The sequence below is a fragment of the Nocardia sp. GTS18 genome (assembly GCF_013839555.1).
GTDB classification, from domain to species: Bacteria; Actinomycetota; Actinomycetes; order Mycobacteriales; family Mycobacteriaceae; genus Nocardia; species Nocardia rosealba.
Genome location: NZ_JACBIU010000001.1, coordinates 593,714 through 618,490, shown reverse-complemented (window position 1 = coordinate 618,490; position 24,777 = coordinate 593,714). Strand labels below are relative to the sequence as shown.

Below are 24,777 nucleotides of genomic sequence, written 5' to 3'. Positions count from 1 at the left end.
GTAACGGCACCTACCGACAGGTTCACGATTCGTCCATCGGGGCGGTGTCTGTCAAGATCGCCGAATGCGAACGATCCGGGTGGGGGCGGCCGTGGCCGCGATGATCATGCTCAGTGCTTGTGAGGAACAACTGCCGCCTGTGGCCACGAGTACATCGGCCAGTGCACCGACGACCACCGCGACCAGCTCCGAGCAGGATTTGCGGACCGGCAAACTCGCCGAGGGCTTCCGGATGGCCGACACGCTGACCCTCGGCTCCGATATCGACCCGACCTTCGTGCGCCGAGGACCGCTCGGTGTCCTCACCGAGCCGATGCTCACGATCATGGCGGGCCACAACAACGCGGTGAGCGCCGCCGCCGCGGCCGAGGGCCTGATCACCGGCTTCGCCGTCCAGCGCTCCAACGGCGGCGAGACGAGCGCCGATACCCAGTGGCTCACCCACGGCATCCTGCGTTTCCCCGACAGCGCGTCCGCGACCAGGGCGGCCGACGCCCTGGCCACCGCCGCGACCACACAGAGCGGTCTGCTCGAATCCGGTGACTGGGTGGTCACCGACCTGCCGGAAGCGCCGGACAGCCGGGTCGTCACCATGACGAACCGCGGCAGGCTGGACGGCATGGCCTTCACCCCGCACCGGGAGTACGTGGTGTTCACCCGGATGAGCAACGGTGCGCTCCCCGGGATCGGGAAGATCGTCCGCGCCGCGCTCGAACATCAACGCCCCGAACTGGATTCCTTCGCGGCCACCCCGGTCGCCGAGCTGGCGAAAGTCCCCTACGACCCCACCGGGATCCACGCACTCGCCGTCGGCAAGGGCGGTGCGAGCCGGGGAGCCTTCGGCAGGCACGCCGCGGCGCATTACGCCGACGACCAGCAGGCGGCCCGCGCGCTGTTCGACAAGGTCGGGGTGAGCGCGTTCGGCGTCGAAGGCAGCATCGTCTACCGCGCCGCCGACGCCACAGGCGCGGCGGCCTTGCTCGCGGCCGACACCGCCGAGTTCGGTTCCGATCGGGAATGGAAGTCGACGGCTGCCCCGACGGCCGTCCCCGGATCGGTCTGCTGGGCCGAGACCGACGAGAGCAGCTGGGCATGCCTGGTGTCGGTCGGTCGCTACGTCGCGCAGGTCCCGGCCGACACCGAAGCCGAAGCGCACTCCCTCCTCGCCGAACAGCACCGCGTGCTCACTGCCGCGAAATAGCTGACCCGTCGATCGCGCGCATCGCCCCGCCTGGCAGGCTTGAGACTTCCATTCGAAGAACGGGAGATACATGACGGCCAGACGGACCGGTCCATTCGCGATCGGGGACCGGGTGCAGCTGACCGATGCCAAGGGGCGCCTCTACACGGTGGTGCTCGAGGAGGGCAAGGAGTTCCACACCCACCGCGGCGGCATCAAGCACGACGACCTCATCGGCGCCGACGAGGGCTCCGTGGTGAAGTCGATCAACGGCACCCCCTACCTGGCCCTGCGCCCGCTGCTCACCGACTACGTGCTGTCGATGCCGCGCGGCGCCACCGTCATCTATCCCAAGGACGCCGCCCAGATCGTGCACGAGGGCGACGTGTTCCCCGGTGCGCGGGTGCTCGAGGCAGGCGCCGGTTCCGGTGCGCTGACCTGCTCGCTGCTGCGCGCGGTGGGCTCCGAGGGGCAGGTGATCTCCTATGAGATCCGCGACGACCACGCCGAGCACGCCGTGCGCAATGTGGAGACGTTCTTCGGTGAGCGCCCGCCGAACTGGTCGCTGACCGTCGCCGACGTGGCGAACTACGACGGCGAGCAGGTCGACCGGGTGGTGCTCGACATGCTCGCGCCCTGGGACGCGCTGCCCGCGGTGTCGAAGGCGCTGGTGCCCGGTGGCGTGCTCATCGTGTACGTCGCCACGGTCACCCAGCTGTCCAAGGTCGTCGAGGCGATGCGTGAGCAGGAGTGCTGGACCGAGCCACGCTCCTGGGAGTCGATGGTTCGCGGGTGGCATGTGGTCGGGCTCGCGGTGCGTCCCGAACACCGGATGCAGGGGCACACCGCGTTCCTGGTGAGCGCGCGCCGCCTCGCCGAAGGCACGGTGACCCCTAAGCCGCAGCGCCGTCCGTCGAAGGGCTGAGTTCGATCACGGTATGCCCCGCCACGGGTGCTCGGCTGGGCGCTTCGGCAGCCGATGATCAGCTGGCACAAGGTCGACACGGCATGGCGGAGCGGCGCGCCGAGCGAGGACGCACCGCCGTTGGTCTCGACGCGCTCGGCGATCTCGCGCTGTCGTGAGCCAGCTCTCTCACCGCCCCGGAGCCGCGGGCCGTTCATGCTCTGGTTAGCAGCCGTGCGCCGCACAGTGCCGTGGCGGCGACCGCGAACCAGGGCAGCCCTTCCGAGGTGAGGCCGCCTCGAGTGGCCTGCAGAATCGCGAGCCCGGCCGCCGCCACAGCGAACAGCACGGCGGCGGAACGGGCGCCGCGCACCGTCGCGACCGAGCCGTCCCACCAGCGCATCGGCGTGTTCTCCAGCCCGCGCAAGGCGAGGAACGCTAGCGCGGTGAGGACCAGCGTCGCGCCGAGCTGCACGGGGGTGAGCAGCCAGAACCCTTGGTGGGTCGGGCCGACCCGATCGCCACCGGCCAGGTGACTCGCGACGAGCACCGTGAGCAATGCGGGCATGTGCCACAGGTAGAGCGTCATCGCGCCGGTGTTGCCGATGACCGTGAGCCACCACACGCGTGGCCGCGCCGCCAGCCGCCGTATCCACGGGGCCAAGGCGATCGCCGCGCAGCACAGCACCATCGCGTGCCCCGCGAGCAGCAGCGACGGTGGCGCCAGGTTCGACAACCGCTGCCCGGGAACCGTCACCATGCTGGTGTCGTACGGCCCGGCGACGACCAGCGCCACGTCGACGAGCAGGACCACACCGGCCAGCAACGCGGCGACCCGACGGGACAGCAGGCCGCGCAGATAGCCGATCCCCAGCACCGCCGGGATCAGCCACACGACGAGATTCAGGAAGCCGGCTTCGGCAGGTCCACCGCCGAGCCGCACCGCGTCGACGATCGCGGTGGCCAGCACGATCGCCGCGATCGTCGCGAACATCCTGCCGGTGCCGGTCACCCAGGTGGCCAGCAGCGGTGTACAGGCCAGCACCGCCAGATACATGCCGAGAAACCACAGCAGCTGCACACTGGTGATCGCGAGCGGCCGCTGCCAGCCCGGCCCGAGCGCCGACCCGGCGGCGAACACCAGCGCCGCCGAGGCAGCCAGAAAGTAGCCGACCGGCCGGATCAGCCGCTGCGTGCGCCGGAAAAGCCAAGCACCCCAAGATGTTCCGGGGACAATACCGCGCGCGCCCGCCGCGACGCCCGCGAAGAAGAACAGCGGGAGTACCTGCAGCAGCCAGGTCAGCGGCTGGAGGGCAGGCAGATCGGCGAGCACATTGCCGAAACGGACGTCGTCGCCCGACACCGACACGGTCAGCATCAGGCAGTGACCGACCACCACGACCACCAGCGACGAGATCCGCAGCAGATCGAGGAACCGATCGCGATCGGCGGGTGTATTCGCCGCCACCACAGCCACACTCGGCACAACACTCATGCCGCAACCATCGCAGAAACCGGGCCGCGACCACAGCGCGGAACTACCCACCCCGTGCGTGGAATTACTCGGATACGATCCGCCGAACCGATTTCCGCGCGCCGGAGGCGGATCGCCGCCCGGCGGCACACGAGGGGGAGAACGTATGACCGATCAGTCCGAAAAGCCGATGCGGGACCCGTCGGCGGGAACCTTGTACCCGGGCACGTCGGCCCGGTTCTACCGCGCCGCGTTCAACGTCTTCCCGCCGTACCTGTTCGGCGGCGTGCGCGTGAAAAGCATTGCCCCCGACTGGACCTCGGTGCACGTCACATACACGGTCCGGTGGTGGAACCGCAACAGTCCCAACCGGGCGGCCTTCGGCGGCACGCTGTACTCGATGACCGACCCGTTCTTCGCGATCCTCGCCTACGGCCAGCTCGGGCGCGGGTACCGCATCTGGAACACCACCGGGTCGATCGAGTTCCTCACACCGGGCCGCGGCGCGGTCGCCACCGACATCACCCTGACGACCGAGGAGGTGGTGGCGATCAGGGAGACCACCGCCGACGGGGCGAAGTCGCTCACTCAGCACACCGCGCAGATCTTCGATCGGGACGGGACACTCGTCGCGCGCGCCGGGCAGACGCTCTACGTGCGCCGCTTACGGGACTGACCGGGCCGCTACGGCGCCGATCGGCCCGGGGTGATACATCGGGGTCCCTGGGCCGGAGCGGGACGTCAGGCGGGCGTGCAGGGCGCTTGCGCGAAGCCGAGGAGCAGGCAGCCGCTGGCGTCGGACAGCTTCCAGGTGCCGTCGACGCGCTCCCAGGTCACCGGGAAGGCGGGCGCGGTGCCGTGCGGCGAGGTGATGGTGACGTCGGCGGTGGCCTTGTCGCCGCTGGTCGCGACGTTGTCGACGGCGAAGGTCAGGGTGTAGCCGGCCAGCATGCCGTTCATCTGGTCGATATTGGCCTTGCGCGCCTCACCGTTGACGATCAGCTTCGCCTTCTCGTCGCTGGACAATCCCGGGTCGGCGAACTGGACGAGTGTGGCCTTCAGGGAATCGGCGGACGGTGCCCCCGCGTTGTCTCCGGTGGGCGCCGGAGTTGCCGAAACGCTGGACGGAGCGGCCGAGATGCTGGTACTGCTGCTGGTGGCGTTCGTCGAGGAATCGTCGGAACCGCAAGCGGTGAGGCCGACGGCGAGGGCCGCGGCGGCGGCAGCGACGGTGACACGGATCGTGCGGGTAGGAAGGAGCATGTTCGGCAACAACCTTTCGGCTCGATGGGCGAGTAGCCCGCCCTGTGCCCCGTACGGGCTTAGGGGAGCCTAACAGGATGGATTCGGTGGTTTGATGTCGTACCGACCGTACAAGATGTGATCACGACGAAACCATGTCGGAAAGCGAGAACGGACCGCGCCCGGTAGCGTTGATAGACCGGGACTGGGAGGAGCAGCATCATGAGCCCCAACGAGAATTCGGATTCGGCGGCCTGGCGAGAGCTCGAGGCGGTACGCGCCGAGGCGGCTGCTCTCCGCAGGCAACTCGCCGACTCGCCGGATCGCGCACGCGAATTGGAAGCACGAATCGATTCGCTGACCATCCGCAACGGCAAACTGATGGACACGCTCAAGGAAGCGCGCCAGCAGTTGATCGCCCTGCGTGAGGAAGTCGACCGCCTGGGCCAGCCGCCCAGCGGATACGGCATCGTCATCCACACCTACGACGATCAGACCGTCGACGTGTTCACCTCGGGTCGCAAGATGCGCCTCACCTGCTCACCCAACATCGACGCCGAGACCCTCGAGTACGGCCAGACGGTGCGCCTGAACGAGGCACTCACCGTCGTCGAGGCGGGCAAGTTCGACGCGATCGGCGAAATCGGCACCCTGCGTGAGATTCTCGACGACGGCCGCCGTGCCCTCGTGGTCGGGCACGCCGATGAGGAGCGCGTGGTCTGGCTGTCGGGCCCGCTGTCCAAGATCGCCGAGTACGACGACATGGACGACCCCGATTCGCCCATTCGCAAACTGCGCCCGGGTGATTCGCTGCTCGTGGACACCAAGGCGGGCTTCGCCTTCGAGCGGGTGCCCAAGGCCGAGGTGGAAGACCTTGTCCTGGAAGAGGTTCCCGATGTCGACTACACCGACATCGGTGGTCTCGGCCGTCAGATCGAGCAGATCCGCGACGCGGTGGAACTGCCGTTCCTGCACAAGGATCTGTTCCGCGAGTACGCGCTGCGCCCGCCCAAGGGCGTGCTGCTCTACGGTCCCCCCGGCTGCGGTAAGACGCTGATCGCCAAGGCCGTCGCCAACTCGCTGGCCAAAAAGATCGCCGAAGCCCGAGGTGAGGACGCCAAGGAGGCCAAGTCCTTCTTCCTCAACATCAAGGGCCCCGAGCTGCTCAACAAGTTCGTCGGCGAGACCGAGCGCCACATCCGCATCATCTTCCAGCGGGCGCGCGAGAAGGCCTCCGAGGGCACCCCGGTGATCGTGTTCTTCGACGAGATGGACTCGATCTTCCGGACCCGTGGTTCGGGTGTGTCCTCCGATGTGGAGACCACCGTTGTGCCGCAGCTGCTTTCGGAGATCGACGGTGTGGAGGGCCTCGAGAACGTCATCGTGATCGGTGCGTCCAACCGCGAGGACATGATCGACCCCGCGATCCTGCGGCCCGGCCGCCTGGACGTGAAGATCAAGATCGAGCGGCCCGACGCGGAATCGGCGCAGGACATCTTCTCCAAGTACCTCACCGAGACGCTGCCGCTGCACGAGGACGATCTGCGCGAGTTCGACGGCGACAAGCAGGCCTGCGTCGAGGCGATGATCGAGAAGGTCGTCGACCGGATGTACGCCGAGAGCGACGACAACCGGTTCCTGGAGGTCACCTACGCCAACGGTGACAAGGAGGTCCTGTACTTCAAGGACTTCAACTCCGGCGCGATGATCCAGAACATCGTCGACCGGGCCAAGAAGTACGCGATCAAGTCGGTGCTCGACACCGGCAACCCCGGTCTGCGTATCCAGCACCTGTTCGACTCGATCGTCGACGAGTTCGCCGAGAACGAGGACCTGCCCAACACCACCAACCCCGACGACTGGGCGCGGATCTCGGGCAAGAAGGGTGAGCGGATCGTCTACATCCGCACGCTCGTCACCGGCAAGAACGCCTCGGCCAGCCGGGCGATCGACACCGAGTCCAACACCGGTCAGTACCTGTAACCCTCGCCGACGGAGGCCGTGTTCCCGCTTCGGGAACGCGGCCTCCTCGGTGTTCTGTTCGGGTTTTTTTCACCGAAACGCTGCGCGCGGATAAGTGAATAAGGCACGCTTCACTTGTCTCTCCCAGTGAGGGAGACCAGTTACGAGGGAGTGTTGCCATGACCGGTTCGGCCGCCGATTTCCTGACCGAAGTGATCCTGCAGACGATCGCCAACCTGTTCAGCTCGATCAGCGCGGGCTGATTCAGCCCGGTTGCGCCGAAGGGCCGCGTCTCCGTTCCCGGAGACGCGGCCCTCGTGCGTTGTGGCTCAGTTCGCGGTGGTGGTCACCTGGTCGAGGACGACCTCGGCCAACGGGGTACCGTCCGAGCCGCCGCCCGCCACGCCGCCGTTCGCGATCGTGGTCAGCGCGTCCATGCCGGAGACCACCCGTCCGAACGGGGTGTAGTTGGGTGGCAGCGTGCTGTCGCGGTAGACCAGGAAGAACTGGCTGCCGTTGGTGCCCGGTCCCGCGTTGGCCATGGCGACGGTGCCTGCCGGGTACACCGCGCCCGCGAGGTTCTCGTCGCCGAACTTGTAACCGGGCCCGCCGAGGCCGGTGGCCGTCGGATCGCCGCACTGCAGGACGAAGATGCCTTCGGTGGTGAGCCGGTGACACCGGGTGTGGTCGAAGTAGCCCTCGCCGGCGAGGAAGGCGAACGAGTTCACCGTGCGCGGCGCCGCGGCGGCATCGAGTTCCAGTTCGACGGTGCCGCAGGTGGTTTCGAGAGTTGCCGTGTAGGCGGCGGCCGGGTCGATGGTGAGCGCGGGCTCGGCAGGCCACTGCTTGCCGTTGGGTTGGCCCGGTGCGGCCGGGCTGCAACCGGGCAGTACCTGTTGCTGCGGCGCGGTCTGTGCGGCGGGCGCGACGACGACGAGCGCGGCCGCGGCAACGCCGACGCCGAGCATCGCGCGCCGGAGGGTGCCGATGAATCGAACCTGCGAATGACTGCTCACCTGGGCGGTGTCTCCTCGAAATGGGGTGCTGCCGGACGATGTACCGCGCATCCTGCCAGCCGCGCCCGCCGGGGGCCAGGCTTTGGGACAGGAATCAGTGCGGAGTCAGCTGGACGACCACACCACCCTGCTGCCACGTCTGATAGATGTCGGCTTTGGACGGTTCGCCGTCGGCGGTGTAGCCGATCCCGTTGAACTTGGCGTTCTGCTTGTTGTCCCTGGCGATCACGGTGTACAGGTCGAGCACGGCGGCTTCGTCGGAATGCACGGTGGCGGTGAAGGTCTCGGGCCCCCCGCCGCGAGTGAGCCGCACCTCGGCGCCGCCGCGCAGGTTCTTCACCCAGGGGCGAAGCGCGGTCCCGATGAGCAGGGTGCCCTCGTGCACTGTGTAGGCCACGGGAATGTCGTAGACCTTGCCCGACTTGCGTCCGGTGACGTGCAAGGTCGCCAGGCGCTTACCGACGATGCGCGACAGCACCGGCACCTTCAGTAGACCGCGTACGAAGGTGTTGACCCGGTCCTGATACGGACGCAGTGGCTCGGGACCGGTGGTTGTCGTTGTTCCGTAAGGGTTTTCGGAGGCGCTCATGGCTCCCAGTATCGCGGCATGTGCCGGTCAGCGCGCCCGCAAGCGCCACAGCGTGGTCGTCTCGGCGGTGCGGGCGGCGGCCAGCGGGTCGTCTCGATCGCTCGCACGTGGGTGGCGTGGGCGGGTGGTGAGCTTGCCCATCACGTGCAGGCCCGCGTCGTCGAGCAGTCGGGCGATCTCCTCGGGCGGGCGCAGCCCCAGCAGTTCGGCCAGGTCCGACAGCACCAGCCAGCCCTCGCCGTGCGGGGTGAGGTGGGCGCGCAGGCCGTGTGCGAATTCCCGCAGCATCGACTGATCCCGGTCGTAGACACCACGTTCCAGGTCGGAGGTGGGGTCGCCGGGCAGCCAGGGCGGATTGCATACCACCAGGTCGGCGCGCCCGGGCGGGTACAGGGCGGGGCCGGTGACGGCGATCCGATCCGACCAGCCGAGGCGCTTGGCATTGTCGGCCGCGCACCGCAGCGCGCGGGGATTGATGTCGGTGGCGACGATCTCGGAGACGCCGCGCTGGGCCAGCAGGACCGCGAGCACCCCGGTGCCGGTGCCGAGATCGAAGGCGGTGCGGACTTCGGGGTCGAGGGGAGCGTCGGCGACCAGGTCGACGTATTCGCTGCGGGTCGGCGCGAAAACCCCGTACCCCGGGTGGATGCGGGCACCAAGTGCGGGCACCTCGATGCCCTGCTCGTGCCAGCGCTGGGCGCCGAGAACGCCGAGCAGTTCGGCGAAGGTGACGACCCGGGCGCCGTCGGCGCGACCGTAGGCCGCGGTGCACGCGGCCCGAACGTCGGGCGCGCGGCGCAGATCCAGTTCGTTGCCCGCTTCGAGGCAGATCAGCACGTTGCCGAGAATGCTTGCGCGCGTGCGTTTGCGAGCCCGCTCGCGGTGATAGAGGGCACCGAGATCGGTCGGCGCGTGCTTCGCGGGGCGGCGGTCGGCGCGGCGACCGAGCGCCTGCAGCAGCTGGCGTCCGTTGTGGTAATCACCGCGCCACAGCAGCGACTCACCCGCGCGGATGCGGCGGAAGGCGTGATCGGCCGAGAGGGTGTCGTCGGCGACGGTGACGGTGTTCGGGGCGGGCGTGCCGTTCTCCGAATGCCAGTCGGCGTGGAAGCGGTTGTTGTCTTCGGTCCAGGCGATGGTGGACACGGGGATCTCCCGGTGATCGATGTGCTGTGAGACGCGACGAGCACTTCGACGGGAGACGACAGGGGAAACCGCGGTCGCTACCGCGTCGAAATGCGCGGGTCGGCGTCGCCGAGGACCATGCCGAGCGTCACCACTGCTGCCTTTCGAGGGGAGGAACGCTCTATTCTGCCGTACAGGCCGGGTGGGCCGTCCACCGGCCGTGATTAGGCTGCGGTCATGACATCTGGACAGACCGAGATCTGGCACAACCCGCGGTGCACCAAGAGCCGGAACGCCACCGCCCACCTCGACGCGAACGGCGTGGAGTACACCGTGCGGCGCTACCTCGACGACCCGCCGACCGTCGAGGAACTGCGCACGGTGCTCGCCCGCCTCGGCAAGGAGCCGTGGGACATCACCCGCACCGGCGAGCAGATCGCCAAGGACCTCGACATGGCGAGCTGGGGCCGCACCGCCGCCGATCGGGACCGGTGGCTGAGCGCGCTGGCCGAGCACCCGAAGCTCATCCAGCGTCCGATCGTGCTCACCGCCGACGGCGGCGCCGTCGTGGCCCGCGACGAAGAATCCCTGCGCGCGCTCGACTGACCATTCGCGATTGCCCGGCGATAACTATTCGAGCACGGCCGTAACGTGTCGGCCGGATCCGATGATGTAGCTCACATCAGCGCGACACCGTGTCCGCTGCACATCTATTCGGACCGAGCGTGGCCAAGCCTGCGGATCACCGAGCAGCCCGACCACGCGCGTGGAGGTTGACATGAAATCGCTTCGCAAGATCGTTGTCGCGACCACCGCTGCCGGGCTCATCGGCGCGTCGACCATGCTCGCCGCGCCGGCGCAGGCCCAGCCGCCGGGCCACTGTTCGGTGAACCCGATCGCGGGCACCGGCGCCTTCTCCCAGTGCGGTGATCCGGTGTGGCATCAGGTACGCGTCACCTGCTGGGCCTGGTGGAACTGGTTCAGCAGCTACGAGCGTTACGGGCAGCCCGCGTTCGGTGGCTGGCATTCCGAAACCGCCTGTGATCTGCCGTTCAGCATGCAGACCTGGTCGGTGGTCGTCTACTGACACTCAGTCTCGGGGGCCTTCGTCCCCGGTGAGCAGGTCGTCGAGCGCGGCCCGCGTATCGGGGACGAAGGGCCACGTCGGGTCACTCAGCGCGGCCCGCAGTTCGGCCTCGGTCCACCACCAGCCGTCCGCGATCTCGGACGGCTGGTGGTGGATCGGACCGTCGTGGCGGTACTCGAAACCGAACAGATGACAACGCAGGTGCCTGCCCGCCCACACACCGTCCCAGGACGCCGTGGCGCGCAGCGGTAGGCGCGTGCCCGGCGTGACGGTGATGCCGAGTTCCTCGCGCAATTCGCGGACCGCCGTGTCGGCCGGGTCCTCGCCCGCGTCGACCACGCCGCCCGCCAGACAGTCGTGCATCCCCGCGAAGACGAGTTTGCTGTCGGTGCGCCGATGCACGTAGACGCGCGTCCCGTCCAGGGATCGGACGAGGACGCCCGCACTGGCGTGCCAGAGCCCGTCGCGATAGACGACGCCCCGCTCGGCCGTGCCGGTCACGCGGCCCTCGGCGTCGTACACGGCGAGCAGTTCGGACTCCGGATGCGGCGACACGGCCCGAGACTAACCGGCCTTTCTGCGCCGCGGTGCCGCGACTGGCGCCGCGGCCTCGGGTACGAAGGCGCGGCGGAGGAGATATTGCTGGCAGAGGGTCCACAGGGCGTTCGTCGCGAAGTACACCAGGACCACGATCGGCAGGATCGCCCCGCTCACCAGCGCGCCCGCCGGGAACACCCACAGCGACAACGTCCGCATCACCGCGGCCGTCGGGTTGTCGGCCGCCAGGGGCGTGAGGCGAGCGGTGCAGTGCGTGGCGAGCGCGGCGATCACCACCAGCGCCACCACGAACACAGCCGCCGACGCGCCGGCCCCGAACAGCGTCGCCGACAACGGCGCGCCGAACAGGCGGGCATCGAGAAAGGCCCGGACCTCGTCGGCACCGAAGAAGTAGTTCGCGGTGGCCGCGTTGACCTCCGGAGACAACGGTGTGCTCGTCGCGGTGAATGGGCCGACGGCGAACGCCCCGGTCCGGTCGAACGAGCGCAGCACATGGAACAGGCCGAGGAAGACGAAGGCCTGCGCGATCATCGGCCCGAAACCCGCGAACAGGCGCACGCCGTGCTCGCGGTGCAGCCGGCGGATCTCGGTCGTCTGGGCGAGCGGATCGTCCTTGTGGGTGCGGCGGTTGCGGTCGATGCGAGGTTGCAGCGTGCGCAGAACCGCTTGTGACCTGGCTTGGCGCAGCGCTGTCCTGACAAGCAGCGCGCGCACGGTGACAACGAGTGCAACGACGGCGATCAGCCAAGTGAAGCCAGTGGCCTGGCCGAAGGCGAGGGCGAGGAGTTGGTGCCAGCACCACAGAAGTGCGGACACGGGGAAGTACACGAAATCGAGCATGGCGGAACGACCTGTCCGAAGGGCGTGCGCGACGGCACGGCAGGGGAGTGGGATCACGGAATCCGACAGGCGCGCGGCCCGTCAGCGGTGATCGATTCCCGGTGCTCGGGGACGTGGACGACCGGCGCCGTCCGGATTGCTCTGCGGCAGGAACGCGCCACGCAGCCTGCGCTGCGCCGAACGGGGCGGACCGGCACACGCGACTCGGACGGGCACGTGCCTGCCGCTGATGACGGCGGCCAGCGCGCACACCATGGCGGCCGCGACCGCACCGAAGGCGAGCATGCGCGCGGTCTCGCCGCCGGGAGTCGTCATGAGCACGAAGGCAGGCAGCACGCACGCGAGAACCGCGTACGCCAGAATCATCGCCCGCGCCTGCACGCCGCCGAGCATACCGGCGCCCCCGCACCGTGCCGAGGGATCTAGGCCCGTGATCCGAGCGGCGCGGGATCGCGCTACGCTGGCGAGGAACCGGACCGTGGTCACCGGTTGCTGGAACGCGATGTCACGGTCAGTTTTGTGCCGCGTATCGTTGGCACTGTGATCGCATCATCCGCGCAGGCCGAGCAGACCGCAGGCGACGGGCGCGCCACCCGCTGGCAGGGCCACAAGGCCCGGCGCCGCACGGAGATGATCGATGCCGCCATCGAGGTCATCGAGGAACACGGCAACGAGATCTCGGTGCAGCTGATCGCCGAACATCTCGGACTGCCGAGACCGGTGGTCTACCGCCACGTCGGTGGACGCTCCGAACTCGACGCCCTGGCCCGCAGGCGCATCCTCGATCTGCTGCTCGCCGAACTGCTGCCGACCCTGCGTCCCGACGGCACCCTCAAAGAGGTGGTGCGCGCGGTGATCCGCACCTACCTCGGCTGGATCGAACGCCATCCGAACCTGCATCGTTTCCTCAGCGACGCCGCACCGCAGGTGGAGGGTGCTCCCACGCTGTCGCCCGCGGGCCGGGAGATGGGTGGTCAGCTGGCCGACATGTTCTCCGCGACCCTGGCCCGCTTCGGTATCGATCCGGCACGCGCCCGGCCGATGGCGCTGGCCGTGGTCGGTCTGGTCGACGCGGTGATCGCCGGCTGGCGGGCCGAACCGGAACCGGTGCTCGGCGCCGAACAGATCCAGGGCATCCTCACCGAATCGGTGCTGTCGCTGCTGGAGGGCAACGCGCGCAGCCTCGGTGTTCCGCTGCAACGGGATTCGCTCGTCGCCGACCTGCTCGTCGCCCCCGAGGCGGCCCCGCCGCCCGAGGACCGGCTGCGCTGAGCGTCAACCGCGGGCCAGCGCGGTGTAGGTGCGCTGCCACAGCCACTCCACCGGCCCGCGCTCGAACCGCCGCAACCACAGGTGGGCGAAGCAGGCGATGAGTGCGACCACCAGCAGGTAGATCCCGATCGTGAACGGCACACGCGCACCGTCGGACACCCGGGCCGCCAGCCCGAAACCCCATCCGTAACACAGGATTCCGGCGATCAGGTTCTGCAGGATGTAGCAGCTCAGCGCGGTCCGGCCGACTTCGCTCAGGCGTGCCCCGGTGAAACCCACGCGCGGATCGCGCAGGTAGTAGGCGGCGACGGCGGCGAGGATGCCGAGCGCTACGAACGGCGCGGTGCCGTACCGGGTGAACAGGACCAGGTCACCACCGCCGAACACGCCGACCGCGAAGTCCACGGGCGCGGCGACGCCGAAACCGATCACCATGAGCCACCGACGAATTCGCGCACCCTCGGCCCGGAACACGCCCGCCCAGTACAGATGGGCGCCGAGCAGGAACAGCGCGATCGACATCGGGAAGACGAAGATCGTCTCGATGCGGAACGTGAGAACGTTGTCCAGCCGGAATGCGACCAGCTCCCAGAACGACCCGTCGGCATAGGGATTCGGGTCGAGGCTCGAAGGCGTGGCGCGGGTGCCGTCCGGTTCGAAGGCCAGCGCCACCGCGAGCAGCGTCAGCATGCTCACGTGCACGGCGCTCGCCACGATCACCCAACGGCGTTGCGCGCGTTGGCTTGTCGCCAGCAGGTAGGCCACGACGAGACCGGTGACCGCGTACCCCATCAGCACGTCGAACTCCGCGACGAGCAGGAAGTTCAGCAAACCGTCCAGGAACAGCAACGCCGCCCGGATCGGATACTTCCCCGGCCAGCTCCGGCCGGCCCGCCGGGCGGAATCCTGCTGGATCGCCAACCCGATCCCGAACATCACCGTGAGCAGGCCGAGGAATTTGCCCTGCGCGAGCTGCTGCAGCACCCGCTCGGTCCACATCCACCCGCCCTCGGCGGCCGCACCGAGCCCGTCGAGATATCCGACGAGGCCCTCGGGATCGGTGAAGATCCAGACATTGGTGCCGAGCGTGCCGAGAATGGCTATGCCGCGCAAGACGTCCAGCGCGGGCAACCGTCGTGGCCCGGCCGTCGCCACGGTCTCGGTGCCGGTCTGCGTCACGATCTCGCTCATGATCCGAGTATCGCGAGCACCGGTGCCGACGGGATCGCCCACGAGGACCATCGAAGGTCCCCCGTCCGGGGGACCCGGCCCCGATCGGCGTGCCGCGCCGGTACCCGAGGCGACCCCGTGGAGCCGAGATGACGGTGTGGGCGTGGCGCGTCGCCTAGGCTCGTCAGCATGCAGCGCATCATCGGAATCGAGGTCGAGTACGGCATCTCGACCCCCACGGAGCCGACGGCCAACCCGATCCTCACCTCCACCCAGGCCGTTCTCGCCTACGCGGCCGCCGAAGGGGTGCCGCGCGCCAAGCGCACCCGCTGGGACTACGAGGTGGAATCCCCGCTGCGTGACGCACGCGGTTTCGACCTCAGCCGGATGAGCGGGCCCGCCCCGGTCATCGACGCCGACGAGGTCGGCGCGGCCAACATGATCCTCACCAACGGGGCCCGGCTCTACGTCGACCACGCCCATCCGGAGTACTCCGCGCCCGAGGTCGTCGACCCGCTCGACGCCGTCATCTGGGACAAAGCGGGCGAACGGGTGATGGAGGCCGCCGCGCGCCACGCCTCGAGCGTGCCGGGCGCACCGCGCCTGCAGCTGTACAAGAACAACGTCGACGGCAAGGGCGCCTCCTACGGCACCCATGAGAACTACCTGATGAACCGCGATACGCCGTTCAGCCACATCATCGCCGGTCTCACCCCGTTCTTCGTCTCCCGCCAGGTGATCTGCGGGTCCGGCCGGGTCGGCATCGGCCAGTCCGGTGACCACGCGGGCTTCCAGCTGTCCCAGCGCGCCGACTACATCGAGGTCGAGGTCGGTCTCGAGACCACCCTCAAGCGCGGCATCATCAACACCCGCGACGAACCGCACGCCGACGCGGACAAGTACCGGCGCCTGCACGTGATCATCGGTGACGCCAACCTGGCCGAGATGTCGACCTACCTCAAGGTCGGCACCACCGCGCTGGTGCTCGACCTGATCGAGGCGGGCGAGGACCTCTCGGAGTTCCAGCTGGCCCGTCCCGTCACCGCCGTGCACCAGATCAGCCACGATCCCACCCTGCGCGCCACCGTGGCCCTCGCCGACGGCCGCGAACTGACCGGCCTTGCGCTGCAACGTCTCTACCACGAGCGGGTGGCCAAGTTCATCGACCGCGAAGGCAACGACGACCCGCGCGTGCGCGATATCGTCGAGAACTGGGCCATGGTGCTCGATCTGCTCGAGCGCGACCCGATGGAATGCGCCAATCTGCTCGATTGGCCTGCCAAACTGCGTCTGCTCGAAGGCATGCGCAGCCGTGAGGGCCTGGGCTGGGCCGCCCCGAAACTGCACCTGATGGACCTGCAGTACTCCGATGTGCGCCTGGACAAGGGCCTCTACAACCGCCTGGTGGCGCGCGGGTCGATGAAGCGCCTGGTCAACGAGCAGGATGTGCTCGACGCGATGACCAACCCGCCGACCAACACCCGCGCCTACTTCCGCGGCGAGTGTCTGCGCCGGTTCGGTGCCGATATCGCCGCCGCCAGTTGGGATTCGGTGATCTTCGATCTCGGCGGCGATTCGCTGGTCCGCATCCCGACGCTGGAGCCGCGGCGCGGTACGAAAGCCCACGTAGGCAAGCTGCTCGAGGCGGCGGAATCGGCGGCCGATCTCGTCGAACAGCTCACCCACTGAGGCGAACAGCAGCACGACCGGGCGACAATACGATCGCTAATCGACCATGTTGTCGGATCTGCTCGGTAGGGTTGAAGAACGAGCACGATCATTGAGTGGAAGAGGAGGTCGGCTGCCATGGCACAAGAGCAGACCAAGCGCGCCGGGGGTGGCGACGAGGACGAGGGCCCCGAGGGCGACGGTGCGGCAGGACAGGAGCGGCGCGAGAAGCTCGCGGAGGAAACCGACGACCTGCTCGACGAGATCGATGATGTGCTCGAGGAGAACGCCGAGGACTTCGTGCGGGCATATGTGCAGAAGGGCGGCCAGTGACCCAAGGTGACCCGTTGCGTCTGCACGCAGGTCGGACGCTGTCCTCGTTCACCGAACATCTCCGCATGCACGCGCCGGACCTGTTGCCCGCCAACAGGTTCGGCGGCAGCGAGCTCGTCGGCGCGGACTTCGCGCCGCACGGCACGACCATCGTCGCGGTCAGCTACCGCGGCGGTGTGCTGATCGCGGGCGATCGCCGGGCCACCCAGGGCAACCTGGTGGCCTCGCGCGACATGGAGAAGGTGTACATCACCGACACCTTCTCCGCCGCGGGCATCGCGGGCACGGCCGGGTTGGCCGTGGAGATGGTGCGGTTGTTCGCGGTAGAACTCGAGCACTACGAGAAAATCGAAGGGGTCTCGCTCACCTTCGACGGTAAAGCCAACAAGTTGTCGAAGATGGTGCGCGAGAACCTGCCCGCGGCCATGCAGGGCCTGGCGGTGATCCCGCTGCTGGTCGGCTACGACGACCAGGTGACCGACCCCGACAAGGCCGGGCGGATCGTGTCCTACGACGTGGTCGGTTCGCGCAGTGAGGAACGGTTCGGCTACACCGCCGTCGGTTCGGGCTCGAACTTCGCCAAGTCCTCGCTCAAGAAGCTCTACCGGCGCGGACTGGACGCGGACCAGGCATTGCGGATCGCGGTGGAGTCGCTGGTCGATGCCGCCGACGACGACAGTGCCACCGGCGGGCCCGACACGTTGCGCGGGATCTACCCGACGGTGGTGACCATCGACGCCGAGGGCGCGGCCGATGTCACCGAGGAACGGCTCGGTGAGGTCGCCGCGGCGATCGCCGCCGACCGGGAGGCCGCAGTGAACGGGGGTGCCAGCGCATGACGCTGCCTTACTACGCGTCCGCCGAGCAGATCATGCGGGACAAGACCGAGCTGGCCCGCAAGGGCATCGGTCGTGGTCGCAGCGTGGTCGTGCTGGTGTACGACAAGGGTGTGCTGTTCGTCGCCGAGAACCCGTCGGCGACCCTGCACAAGATCAGCGAGCTCTACGACCGCATCGGTTTCGCCGCGGTCGGCAAGTACAACGAGTTCGAGGCGTTGCGCCGGGGCGGCATTCTGCAGGCCGACCTCAAGGGTTACCAGTACGACCGGCGCGACGTGAGCGGGCGTTCGCTGGCCAACCTGTACGCCCAGAGCCTGGGGTCGATCTTCACCGATCAGCTCAAGCCGTACGAGGTGGAGTTGTGCGTGGCCGAGGTCGGCTACCCGGAGCAGGTGCCGACGTCGGTGCTCTACCGGATCACCTTCGATGGTTCCATCGTCGACGAACGCGAGTTCGTCGTCATGGGTGGCACCACCGAGCCGATCGTGACCGCGCTCAAGGCGGCCTACAAGCCGGGTCTCACCCTCGACGAGGCCCTGAAGGTGGCGATCGGCGCGCTGCAGGCCGGTCAGCCCGAGGCCGACAAGGACAAGCGTGTGCTCAGTGTGTCCTCCCTCGAGGTGGCCACCCTCGAGCAGGCACGTCCGCGCCGGGCGTTCCGGCGCCTGCAGGGCGCCCCGCTCGAGCGGGCATTGGCCGGGACGACCGGCAAGAAGGTGACCGAGGCGAAGCTGCCCGAACCCGAGGACGGTTCGGACGGCTGACGCCGACGTGAAGATCGTGATCGGGCCCGTGAACCACCTCGGTTCACGGGCCCGACCTCGTCGTGGGCACACGGTCGTTCACTGTCCGAATCGTTGTGAACACGTATGCGAATGGGATCTCAGAGCGCCGCGCGGGTACTGGTCATGGCTGTAGTGTCGATAGTGTGCAGCGACGAATCATGGGGATCGAGACCGAGTTCGGTGTGACATGCACCTTCCACGGTCACCGTCGGCTGTCCCCCGACGAGGTGGCCCGGTACCTGTTCCGCCGGGTGGTGTCCTGGGGCCGTAGCTCTAATGTCTTCCTTCGCAACGGTGCCAGGTTGTACCTCGACGTCGGATCGCATCCCGAGTACGCCACGGCCGAATGCGACAGCTTGGTGCAGCTGGTCACCCACGACCGGGCCGGTGAGCGGGTGCTCGAAGAGCTGCTCATCGACGCCGAGCAGCGGTTGGCCGAAGAAGGCATCGGCGGCGACATCTACCTGTTCAAGAACAACACCGACTCCGCGGGCAATTCCTACGGCTGCCACGAGAACTTCCTCGTGGTACGTGCCGGCGAGTTCTCCCGGATCTCGGATGTGCTGTTGCCGTTCCTGGTGACGCGTCAGCTCATCTGCGGCGCAGGCAAGGTGCTGCAGACGCCGAAGGCGGCCACCTTCTGCCTGTCGCAGCGCGCCGAGCACATCTGGGAGGGTGTGTCCTCGGCGACCACCCGGTCGCGCCCGATCATCAACACCCGCGACGAACCGCACGCCGACGCCGAGAAGTACCGGCGCCTGCACGTGATCGTCGGCGACTCGAACATGGCCGAACCGACGACGATGCTCAAGGTGGGCACCGCCTCGCTGGTGCTGGAGATGATCGAGGCCGGGGTGTCGTTCCGCGACTTCGCCCTCGACAACCCGATCCGCGCCATCCGCGAGGTGAGCCACGACCTCACCGGTCGTCGGCCGGTCCGGCTGGCCGGTGGACGTCAGGCCAGTGCGCTCGAGATCCAGCGTGAGTACTACGCGCGTGCTGTCGACCACCTGCGCAATCGGGACCGTGATCCGCAGATCGACGCGGTCGTCGACCTGTGGGGCCGCACGCTCGACGCGGTCGAGGCGCAGGACTTCGCCAAGGTCGACACCGAGATCGACTGGGTGATCAAGCGCAAGCTGTTCCAGCGTTACCAGGACCGGTACAGCATGGAGCTGTCCGATCCGAAGATCGCCCAGTTGGACCTCGCCTACCACGACATCAAGCGTGGACGTGGGGTGTTCGATCTGCTGCAGCGTAAGGGGCTGGCGAAGCGGATCACCGAGGACGAGGCGGTGGATGCCGCGGTCGAGACGCCACCGCAGACCACCCGGGCCAAGTTGCGGGGTGACTTCATCACCGCGGCTCAGGAGGCCGGCCGTGATTTCACGGTCGACTGGGTGCATCTCAAGCTCAACGATCAGGCGCAGCGGACAGTTTTGTGCAAGGACCCGTTCCGGTCGGTCGACGAGCGAGTCGATCGGCTGATCGCCTCGATGTAGGCGAACCCCCACAGACGGGGGGACCGACAAAACCGGTGGCGCATGGGAGCGAATGCGTAGGCGCCACCGGTTTTGTGCTGTTCGGAGAAGCCGAGGTCGCCTGCGCCGCTCCGCCGCTGTCGGGCAGTGCCGTAGATCAGTCGGCGACAACCGCCGCATAGGTGGTCTGTAGCCCCGCGATGAACGCTGTGAGAGCCAATTCGAAGCTGTCGTCGTCGATTTCGTCGGCGATCGCGCGGAGCAGGTGGGCCTGGTTCAGGTGGGGGTAGCGGTCGCGGTAGACCTGGACGTCGTCGGCGAAACCGCCGGCGAACGAGCCGACCGTCGAGCCCATCACCAGGTAGCGGGTTGCGGCACCGATCATGGTGGCGTAGCGCGGCGGCCAGCCTGCCCCGACGAGGCCACCGTGGACGGCGTCGGCGGCGCGCAGGTTCTCGGTGCGGCGACCGGGGCCCGCGGCGAGGTAGGGCACGAAGTTGGGGTGGGTGGCCAGGGCGGCTCGGTAGCTGCGGGCCCAGGATGCCAGCGCCTCGTCCCAGGTCGCGGTGTCGAAGGCTGAGGTGTCGACGCGGCTCATGACGCGGGCGGCGATGTCGTCGAGTAGCTCGTCCTTGTTGGGGTAGTGGCCGTAGAGCGAGGCGGCCTGCACACCGAGTTCGGCGGCCAGCTTACGCATGGAGACCTCGGCCAAGCCGTCGCGGTCGATCAGGGCCAGCGCGGCCTCGCGGATGCGATCGCGGCTCAACAGCGGTACGCGTGGCCTGGCCAATGCGCCTTCCTCTCCTGCGGGAACTCCTCGGAACACGAACCGTATCACCGGGGGCGGAGAACACCTCTTGATTAACCGAACGCCGTTAGGATACGGTGCCCGAGTAAACCTAACGCCGTTTGGTTCAGGAGTGTCCTGTGGATTTCCAACTCTCGTCGGCGCACAGCGATCTGCGCGATCTCGCCCGTAGCTGGGTGGAGAAGGAGGTCGTACCGCATGCGACGCGGTGGGACCGTGAGGAATCGGTCGACCCGTCGATCGTGGGCAAGCTCGGGGCGATGGGGTTCCTCGGCATCGGGATCGACGAGGAATTCGGTGGTTCCGGCGGCGACATGCTCGCCTACTGCGTGCTGCTCGAGGAACTGGGTCGCGGTGACAGCGCGGTGCGCGGCATCGTGTCGGTCTCGCTCGGCCTGGTCGCCAAGTCGATAGCGGCCTACGGCACCGAGGAGCAGAAGCGCCGGTTCCTGCCGTCGCTGTGCGAGGGTGAGCGACTCGGCTGTTTCGCGCTGACCGAGCCGGGCACAGGCTCCGACGCCGCGGGCCTGATCACCCGCGCGACCCGTGAGGGCGACGACTGGGTCATTTCCGGTACCAAGATCTTCATCACCAACGGCACCTGGGCCGACATCGCCCTGGTGTTCGCCCGCACCGGCGGTCCCGGTCCGAAGGGCATCACCGCGTTCCTCGTGCCCACCGACGCACCGGGTTTCGGCCGGACCGAGATCAAGGGCAAACTCGGGCTGCGTGGCCAGGCCACCGCCGAACTCGTGCTCGACGGCGTGCGCGTCTCCGACGCGAATCGGCTGGGCGAGCTCGGCCAGGGTTTCCGTATCGCGATGGGCGCGCTGGACAAGGGCCGCATCGGCGTCGCCGCCGGGTGCGTGGGTGTGGCGCGGGCCTGCCTGGAGGCGTCGGTGCGTTACGCCGGTGAACGCGAGCAGTTCGGCAAACCGATCGCGGGATATCAACTCGTGCAGGAACTGCTGGCCGATATCGCGGTGGAAACCGAGGCCGCGCGGCTGCTCGCCTGGCGCGCGGCCGACCTCGTCGACCGGGGTGAGCCGTTCGGTACCGCCGCGTCGATGGCGAAGCTGTTCGCCTCCGAAGCCGCGGTGAAAGCCGCGAACAACGCCATCCAGGTGTTCGGCGGGTACGGCTACATCGACGAATACCCCGTCGCCAAGTATCTGCGCGACGCCCGCGTGCTCACCCTCTACGAGGGCACGACCCAGATCCAGAAACTGCTCATCGGCCGCGCCCTCACCGGCGTGAACGCCATTGTCTGACACAGGAGTACGACTCATGCCCTCCAGAACTGCCTTCGTGACCGGGGCCGCGCGCGGTATCGGCGCGGCGACCGCGGCGCGTCTCGCCGAGGACGGCTGCGCGGTGGCCGTCGTCGACCTGGACCCCGACGCCGCGGTGCTGGCCGCCGGAAAGATCAACGCCGCGGGTGGCACCGCGATCGGCATCGGCTGCGATGTGTCCGACGAAACCCAGGTCGCCGCCGCGGTGGCCCGCACCGTCGCCGACCTCGGATCCCTCGATGTGCTGGTGAACAACGCGGGAGTGCTGCGCGACAACCTGCTGTTCAAGATGTCGGTCGACGACTGGGACACCGTCCTGGCCGTGCACCTGCGCGGCGCGTTCCTGTGCAGCCGAGCCGCGCAGAAACACATGGTGCACAACAGAAGTGGGGCCATCGTCAACACCTCGAGTGTGTCAGCGCTCGGCAATCGCGGCCAGGCCAACTACGCCGCCGCCAAGGCGGGCATCCAGGGACTCACCCGGACGCTGGCGATGGAACTCGGCCCGTTCGGCATCCGCGTCAACGCGGTGGCGCCGGGCTTCATCGCCACCGAGATGACCGCGGCCACCGCCGAACGGATGGGTGTGAGCGCCGAGGACTTGCAGGCGAAGACCGCCGAAATCACCCCGCTGCGGCGCGTCGGCACCCCCGCCGACATCGCGAACGTGGTCGCGTTCCTTGCCTCCGACGACGCCGGATTCGTCACCGGGCAAACCCTGTACGTCGACGGCGGACGCCGTCTCTGAATCGCGGAGATCATCATGCAGCGAACAGTTTTCACCGACGAGCACGAAGCGTTCCGTAAAACGGTGCGCGCGTTCGTCGAGTCGCGGGTGGTGCCCGTGTACGACCAGTGGTACGAGGCGGGCATCGTGCCGCGCGAGTTCTACCGCGAGCTGGCCGAGCTGGGTGTGTTCGGGATCGAAGTGCCCGATGAATACGGTGGCGCCGGTATCGAATCGTTCAAGTTCCAGGCCGTCCTGCTCGAGGAGACGGCCCGGGCGGGTGTGTCCTTCGGCGGGTCCGGTGTGCACGTGGGGCTGTGCCTGCCCTATCTGAAGAACCTCGCCACCGAGGAACAGAAGCAACGCTGGCTGCCGGGTTTCGTGTCGGGCGAGATCATGTTCGCCATCGCCATGACCGAACCGGGCACCGGCTCCGACCTCGCCGGTATGCGCACGACCGCCCAATTGTCCGAGGACGGCACGCATTACGTGCTCAACGGCGCGAAGACGTTCATCACCGGCGGAGTACACGCCGACCGCGTGATCGTCTGCGCGCGCACCGCGCCGCCCTCGGACACCGATCGCAGACACGGGATCTCACTGTTCGCGGTCGATACGACCTCGCCGGGATACGCGGTCGGGCGCAAACTGGACAAGCTCGGGCTGAAGGTGTCCGACACGGCGGAACTGTCCTTCACCGATGTGCGGGTGCCGGTGCCGGATCTGCTGGGTGAGCCGCACCAGGGGTTCGGTTATCTGGGGCAGAACCTGCCCCAGGAACGGCTGTCGATCGCCCTCGGTGCCTACGCGCAGGCGAAGGCGGCGATCCGGTTCGCCCTCGAATACACCAGGGACCGCAAGGTTTTCGGTCAGCCGGTGGCGCAGTTCCAGAACACCAAGTTCGAGCTGGCCGCCTGCCAGGCCGAGGTCGACGCGGCCGAAGCGGTGGTCGACCGAGCCCTCGACGCACTCGACAGCGGCGAACTCACCCCCGCCGACGCCGCATCGGCCAAACTGTTCTGCACCGAGGTGGCCTCGCGAGTGATCGACCGCTGTCTGCAACTGCACGGAGGCTACGGCTACATCACCGAATACCCGGTGGCGCGTTTGTACGCCGACAACCGGGTGAACAGGATCTACGGCGGCACCAGCGAGGTGATGAAGATGATCATCGCCAAGAACATGGGTTTGTGATGGGCACCGCGTACCTGGTCGACGGTGTGCGAACTCCCTTCGGCCGTTACGGTGGCGCACTGGCCGAGGTGCGGCCCGACGACCTTGCCGCCCACGTGATTTCCGCGCTGATGCAACGGTTTCCGGCGGTGGACTGGGCGGCCGTCGACGATGTGGTGTTCGGGTGCGCCAATCAGGCGGGTGAGGACAACCGCAACGTCGCGCGAATGGCGGCGTTGCTGGCCGGTCTGCCGGTCGGCGTGCCGGGCGTCACCGTGAACCGTTTGTGCGCCTCGGGGCTGGACGCGGTGGGGTACGCGGCGCGGGCGATCCGGGCGGGTGATGCCGATCTCGTGATCGCCGGCGGCATCGAGTCGATGACGCGGGCGCCCTACGTGTTGCCCAAAAGTGCCGCGCCCTGGGATCGTTCGGCCCAGCTGGCCGACACCACCCTCGGCTGGCGACTGGTGAATCCGCGCCTGCACGCGCGATACGGCACCGACACCATGCCCGAGACGGCCCAGCACGTCGCCGACGAGCACGGCGTTTCCCGCGCCGACCAGGACGCCTTCGCGCTGCGCTCGCAGCAGCGGGCGGCGGCCGCGATCGCGCGCGGGCGCCTCGCACGCGAGATCACACCGGTTCCGGTCGCGCGGCGGCGTGGCGAACCGGTCGTCGTCGAGCGCGACGAGCATCCGCGCGAGACCAGCGCCGAGAAGCTCGCCGCCCTGCCGCCGGTGGTGGCGGGCGGCTCCATCACCGCGGGCAACTCCTCGGGCATCAACGACGGTGCCGCGGCGGTCCTGCTCGCCTCCGAGACAGCCGTGGATCGCTTCGGCCTCACCCCGCTGGCCAGGGTCGGCGCGGTGACGGCGGCGGGGGTGCCGCCGCGCACGATGGGCATCGGCCCGGTTCCGGCGGTCGGCAAGCTACTCGCGAGAACGGGTCTCGGCATCGGCGACGTCGACGTGTTCGAGCTCAACGAGGCCTTCGCCGCCCAGGCGCTCGCGGTGACGCGGGCGCTCGGTCTGCCCGACGACGCCGAGCACATCAACCCGAACGGCGGCGCGATCGCCCTCGGCCATCCGCTCGGGGCCAGCGGCGCCCGGCTGGCCCTCACCGCGGCGCTCGAACTGGCCGAACGCGACGCGCAGCACGCGATCGCCACCCTGTGCGTCGGTGTGGGCCAAGGTCTGGCCGTCCACCTGCACCGGTGACCGGCCCGCACAACCGCCGATCGTGTCGCCGTCCG

General features: G+C 68.4%; 26 protein-coding genes. 16 read left to right on the top strand and 10 right to left on the bottom strand.

From position 1 onward, the window contains the following. Window positions 1-64: 64 nt before the first annotated feature. Together HYG95_RS02995 and HYG95_RS02990 are read left to right on the top strand one after the other, a co-directional pair. Window positions 65-1,201, top strand: coding sequence for a hypothetical protein (locus HYG95_RS02995; protein WP_181696438.1), 1,137 nt, complete (start codon window positions 65-67; stop codon window positions 1,199-1,201). A 70-nt stretch (window positions 1,202-1,271) separates the two neighbouring features. Beyond that, window positions 1,272-2,105 (top strand): tRNA (adenine-N1)-methyltransferase, encoded by an 834-nt coding sequence (locus HYG95_RS02990; RefSeq protein ID WP_067635738.1) that lies wholly within the window; start codon window positions 1,272-1,274, stop codon window positions 2,103-2,105. A 193-nt stretch (window positions 2,106-2,298) separates the two neighbouring features. Here HYG95_RS02990 and HYG95_RS02985 read toward each other — a convergent pair whose 3' ends face one another. After that, on the bottom strand, window positions 2,299-3,579 hold the full coding sequence (locus HYG95_RS02985) for an acyltransferase (RefSeq protein ID WP_181696437.1): 1,281 nt from the start codon (window positions 3,577-3,579) through the stop codon (window positions 2,299-2,301). A gap of 145 nt (window positions 3,580-3,724) precedes the next feature. Between HYG95_RS02985 and HYG95_RS02980 the strand changes: the two genes are divergently transcribed. After that, on the top strand, window positions 3,725-4,234 hold the full coding sequence (locus HYG95_RS02980; protein ID WP_181696436.1) for a DUF4442 domain-containing protein: 510 nt from the start codon (window positions 3,725-3,727) through the stop codon (window positions 4,232-4,234). A gap of 65 nt (window positions 4,235-4,299) precedes the next feature. On the opposite strand, the gene HYG95_RS02975 is transcribed toward HYG95_RS02980, so the two are convergent. Further along, entirely contained in the window at window positions 4,300-4,821 is a 522-nt protein-coding gene (locus HYG95_RS02975; RefSeq protein ID WP_067492079.1) for a hypothetical protein, read from the bottom strand. Window positions 4,822-5,022: 201 nt separating this feature from the next. Here HYG95_RS02975 and arc point away from each other — a divergent pair, with 201 nt between their 5' ends. Further along, a complete protein-coding gene (arc, locus tag HYG95_RS02970; RefSeq protein WP_181696435.1) occupies window positions 5,023-6,783 on the top strand; it encodes a proteasome ATPase in 1,761 nt (586 codons plus the stop codon). A 308-nt stretch (window positions 6,784-7,091) separates the two neighbouring features. Here arc and HYG95_RS02965 read toward each other — a convergent pair whose 3' ends face one another. From HYG95_RS02965 to HYG95_RS02955, 3 genes are all read right to left on the bottom strand, one after another. Beyond that, window positions 7,092-7,778, bottom strand: a complete 687-nt coding sequence (locus tag HYG95_RS02965) for a peptidylprolyl isomerase (protein ID WP_181696434.1) — start codon at window positions 7,776-7,778, stop codon at window positions 7,092-7,094. Window positions 7,779-7,872: 94 nt separating this feature from the next. Continuing rightward, on the bottom strand, window positions 7,873-8,367 hold the full coding sequence (locus HYG95_RS02960; protein ID WP_220138938.1) for a nitroreductase/quinone reductase family protein: 495 nt from the start codon (window positions 8,365-8,367) through the stop codon (window positions 7,873-7,875). Window positions 8,368-8,394: 27 nt separating this feature from the next. Further along, window positions 8,395-9,513, bottom strand: a complete 1,119-nt coding sequence (locus tag HYG95_RS02955; protein ID WP_181696433.1) for a class I SAM-dependent methyltransferase — start codon at window positions 9,511-9,513, stop codon at window positions 8,395-8,397. Window positions 9,514-9,729: 216 nt separating this feature from the next. On the opposite strand from HYG95_RS02955, the gene HYG95_RS02950 reads away from it, so the two are divergent. Together HYG95_RS02950 and HYG95_RS02945 are read left to right on the top strand one after the other, a co-directional pair. Further along, the gene (locus tag HYG95_RS02950; protein WP_181696432.1) at window positions 9,730-10,098 is read left to right on the top strand and encodes an arsenate reductase family protein; all 369 of its coding nucleotides are present in this window, start codon (window positions 9,730-9,732) and stop codon (window positions 10,096-10,098) included. 172 nt (window positions 10,099-10,270) lie between these two features. Beyond that, window positions 10,271-10,579: a hypothetical protein gene (locus HYG95_RS02945; RefSeq protein WP_181696431.1), complete on the top strand. Its 309-nt coding sequence runs from the start codon at window positions 10,271-10,273 to the stop codon at window positions 10,577-10,579. Between the two features lie 3 nt (window positions 10,580-10,582). Here HYG95_RS02945 and HYG95_RS02940 read toward each other — a convergent pair whose 3' ends face one another. The 3 genes from HYG95_RS02940 to HYG95_RS02930 all read right to left on the bottom strand — a co-directional run bounded on the left by HYG95_RS02940 (window position 10,583) and on the right by HYG95_RS02930 (window position 12,358). Then, a complete protein-coding gene (locus HYG95_RS02940) occupies window positions 10,583-11,134 on the bottom strand; it encodes an NUDIX domain-containing protein (RefSeq protein WP_370465657.1) in 552 nt (183 codons plus the stop codon). A 9-nt stretch (window positions 11,135-11,143) separates the two neighbouring features. Next, the gene (gene yidC, locus HYG95_RS02935) at window positions 11,144-11,977 is read right to left on the bottom strand and encodes a membrane protein insertase YidC (RefSeq protein WP_181696430.1); all 834 of its coding nucleotides are present in this window, start codon (window positions 11,975-11,977) and stop codon (window positions 11,144-11,146) included. A gap of 81 nt (window positions 11,978-12,058) precedes the next feature. Next, complete coding sequence (locus HYG95_RS02930) at window positions 12,059-12,358, bottom strand: DUF6412 domain-containing protein (RefSeq protein ID WP_370465656.1); 300 nt, start codon at window positions 12,356-12,358, stop codon at window positions 12,059-12,061. Window positions 12,359-12,517: 159 nt separating this feature from the next. Here HYG95_RS02930 and HYG95_RS02925 point away from each other — a divergent pair, with 159 nt between their 5' ends. Next, entirely contained in the window at window positions 12,518-13,249 is a 732-nt protein-coding gene (locus tag HYG95_RS02925) for a TetR/AcrR family transcriptional regulator (protein WP_225282381.1), read from the top strand. 3 nt (window positions 13,250-13,252) lie between these two features. Here the strand turns inward: HYG95_RS02925 and HYG95_RS02920 are convergent, their stop codons facing one another. Further along, on the bottom strand, window positions 13,253-14,440 hold the full coding sequence (locus HYG95_RS02920; RefSeq protein WP_181696428.1) for a DUF418 domain-containing protein: 1,188 nt from the start codon (window positions 14,438-14,440) through the stop codon (window positions 13,253-13,255). Between the two features lie 168 nt (window positions 14,441-14,608). Between HYG95_RS02920 and dop the strand changes: the two genes are divergently transcribed. The 5 genes from dop (at window position 14,609) to pafA (ending at window position 19,546) form a co-directional block, all read left to right on the top strand. Beyond that, window positions 14,609-16,108 (top strand): depupylase/deamidase Dop, encoded by a 1,500-nt coding sequence (gene dop / locus HYG95_RS02915; RefSeq protein ID WP_181696427.1) that lies wholly within the window; start codon window positions 14,609-14,611, stop codon window positions 16,106-16,108. Window positions 16,109-16,225: 117 nt separating this feature from the next. Continuing rightward, entirely contained in the window at window positions 16,226-16,420 is a 195-nt protein-coding gene (locus HYG95_RS02910; RefSeq protein WP_067492090.1) for a ubiquitin-like protein Pup, read from the top strand. Beyond that, a complete protein-coding gene (gene prcB / locus HYG95_RS02905; RefSeq protein ID WP_370465655.1) occupies window positions 16,417-17,259 on the top strand; it encodes a proteasome subunit beta in 843 nt (280 codons plus the stop codon). The genes HYG95_RS02910 and prcB overlap by 4 nt, the downstream gene beginning before the upstream one ends. Then, window positions 17,256-18,023 (top strand): proteasome subunit alpha, encoded by a 768-nt coding sequence (gene prcA / locus HYG95_RS02900; protein ID WP_181696426.1) that lies wholly within the window; start codon window positions 17,256-17,258, stop codon window positions 18,021-18,023. The genes prcB and prcA overlap by 4 nt, the downstream gene beginning before the upstream one ends. A gap of 164 nt (window positions 18,024-18,187) precedes the next feature. After that, complete coding sequence (gene pafA, locus HYG95_RS02895; protein WP_181696425.1) at window positions 18,188-19,546, top strand: Pup--protein ligase; 1,359 nt, start codon at window positions 18,188-18,190, stop codon at window positions 19,544-19,546. A 136-nt stretch (window positions 19,547-19,682) separates the two neighbouring features. Here the strand turns inward: pafA and HYG95_RS02890 are convergent, their stop codons facing one another. Then, window positions 19,683-20,315 (bottom strand): TetR/AcrR family transcriptional regulator, encoded by a 633-nt coding sequence (locus tag HYG95_RS02890; protein WP_181696424.1) that lies wholly within the window; start codon window positions 20,313-20,315, stop codon window positions 19,683-19,685. Window positions 20,316-20,452: 137 nt separating this feature from the next. On the opposite strand from HYG95_RS02890, the gene HYG95_RS02885 reads away from it, so the two are divergent. The 4 genes from HYG95_RS02885 to pcaF are packed head-to-tail and all read left to right on the top strand — an operon-like array spanning window position 20,453 to window position 24,742. After that, on the top strand, window positions 20,453-21,604 hold the full coding sequence (locus tag HYG95_RS02885; RefSeq protein ID WP_181696423.1) for an acyl-CoA dehydrogenase family protein: 1,152 nt from the start codon (window positions 20,453-20,455) through the stop codon (window positions 21,602-21,604). A 16-nt stretch (window positions 21,605-21,620) separates the two neighbouring features. Beyond that, entirely contained in the window at window positions 21,621-22,373 is a 753-nt protein-coding gene (fabG, locus tag HYG95_RS02880; protein WP_181696422.1) for a 3-oxoacyl-ACP reductase FabG, read from the top strand. 15 nt (window positions 22,374-22,388) lie between these two features. After that, window positions 22,389-23,546 (top strand): acyl-CoA dehydrogenase family protein, encoded by a 1,158-nt coding sequence (locus HYG95_RS02875; RefSeq protein WP_181696421.1) that lies wholly within the window; start codon window positions 22,389-22,391, stop codon window positions 23,544-23,546. After that, complete coding sequence (gene pcaF, locus HYG95_RS02870; RefSeq protein WP_181696498.1) at window positions 23,546-24,742, top strand: 3-oxoadipyl-CoA thiolase; 1,197 nt, start codon at window positions 23,546-23,548, stop codon at window positions 24,740-24,742. Before HYG95_RS02875 ends, pcaF begins: the two co-directional genes overlap by 1 nt. Window positions 24,743-24,777: the final 35 nt, after the last annotated feature.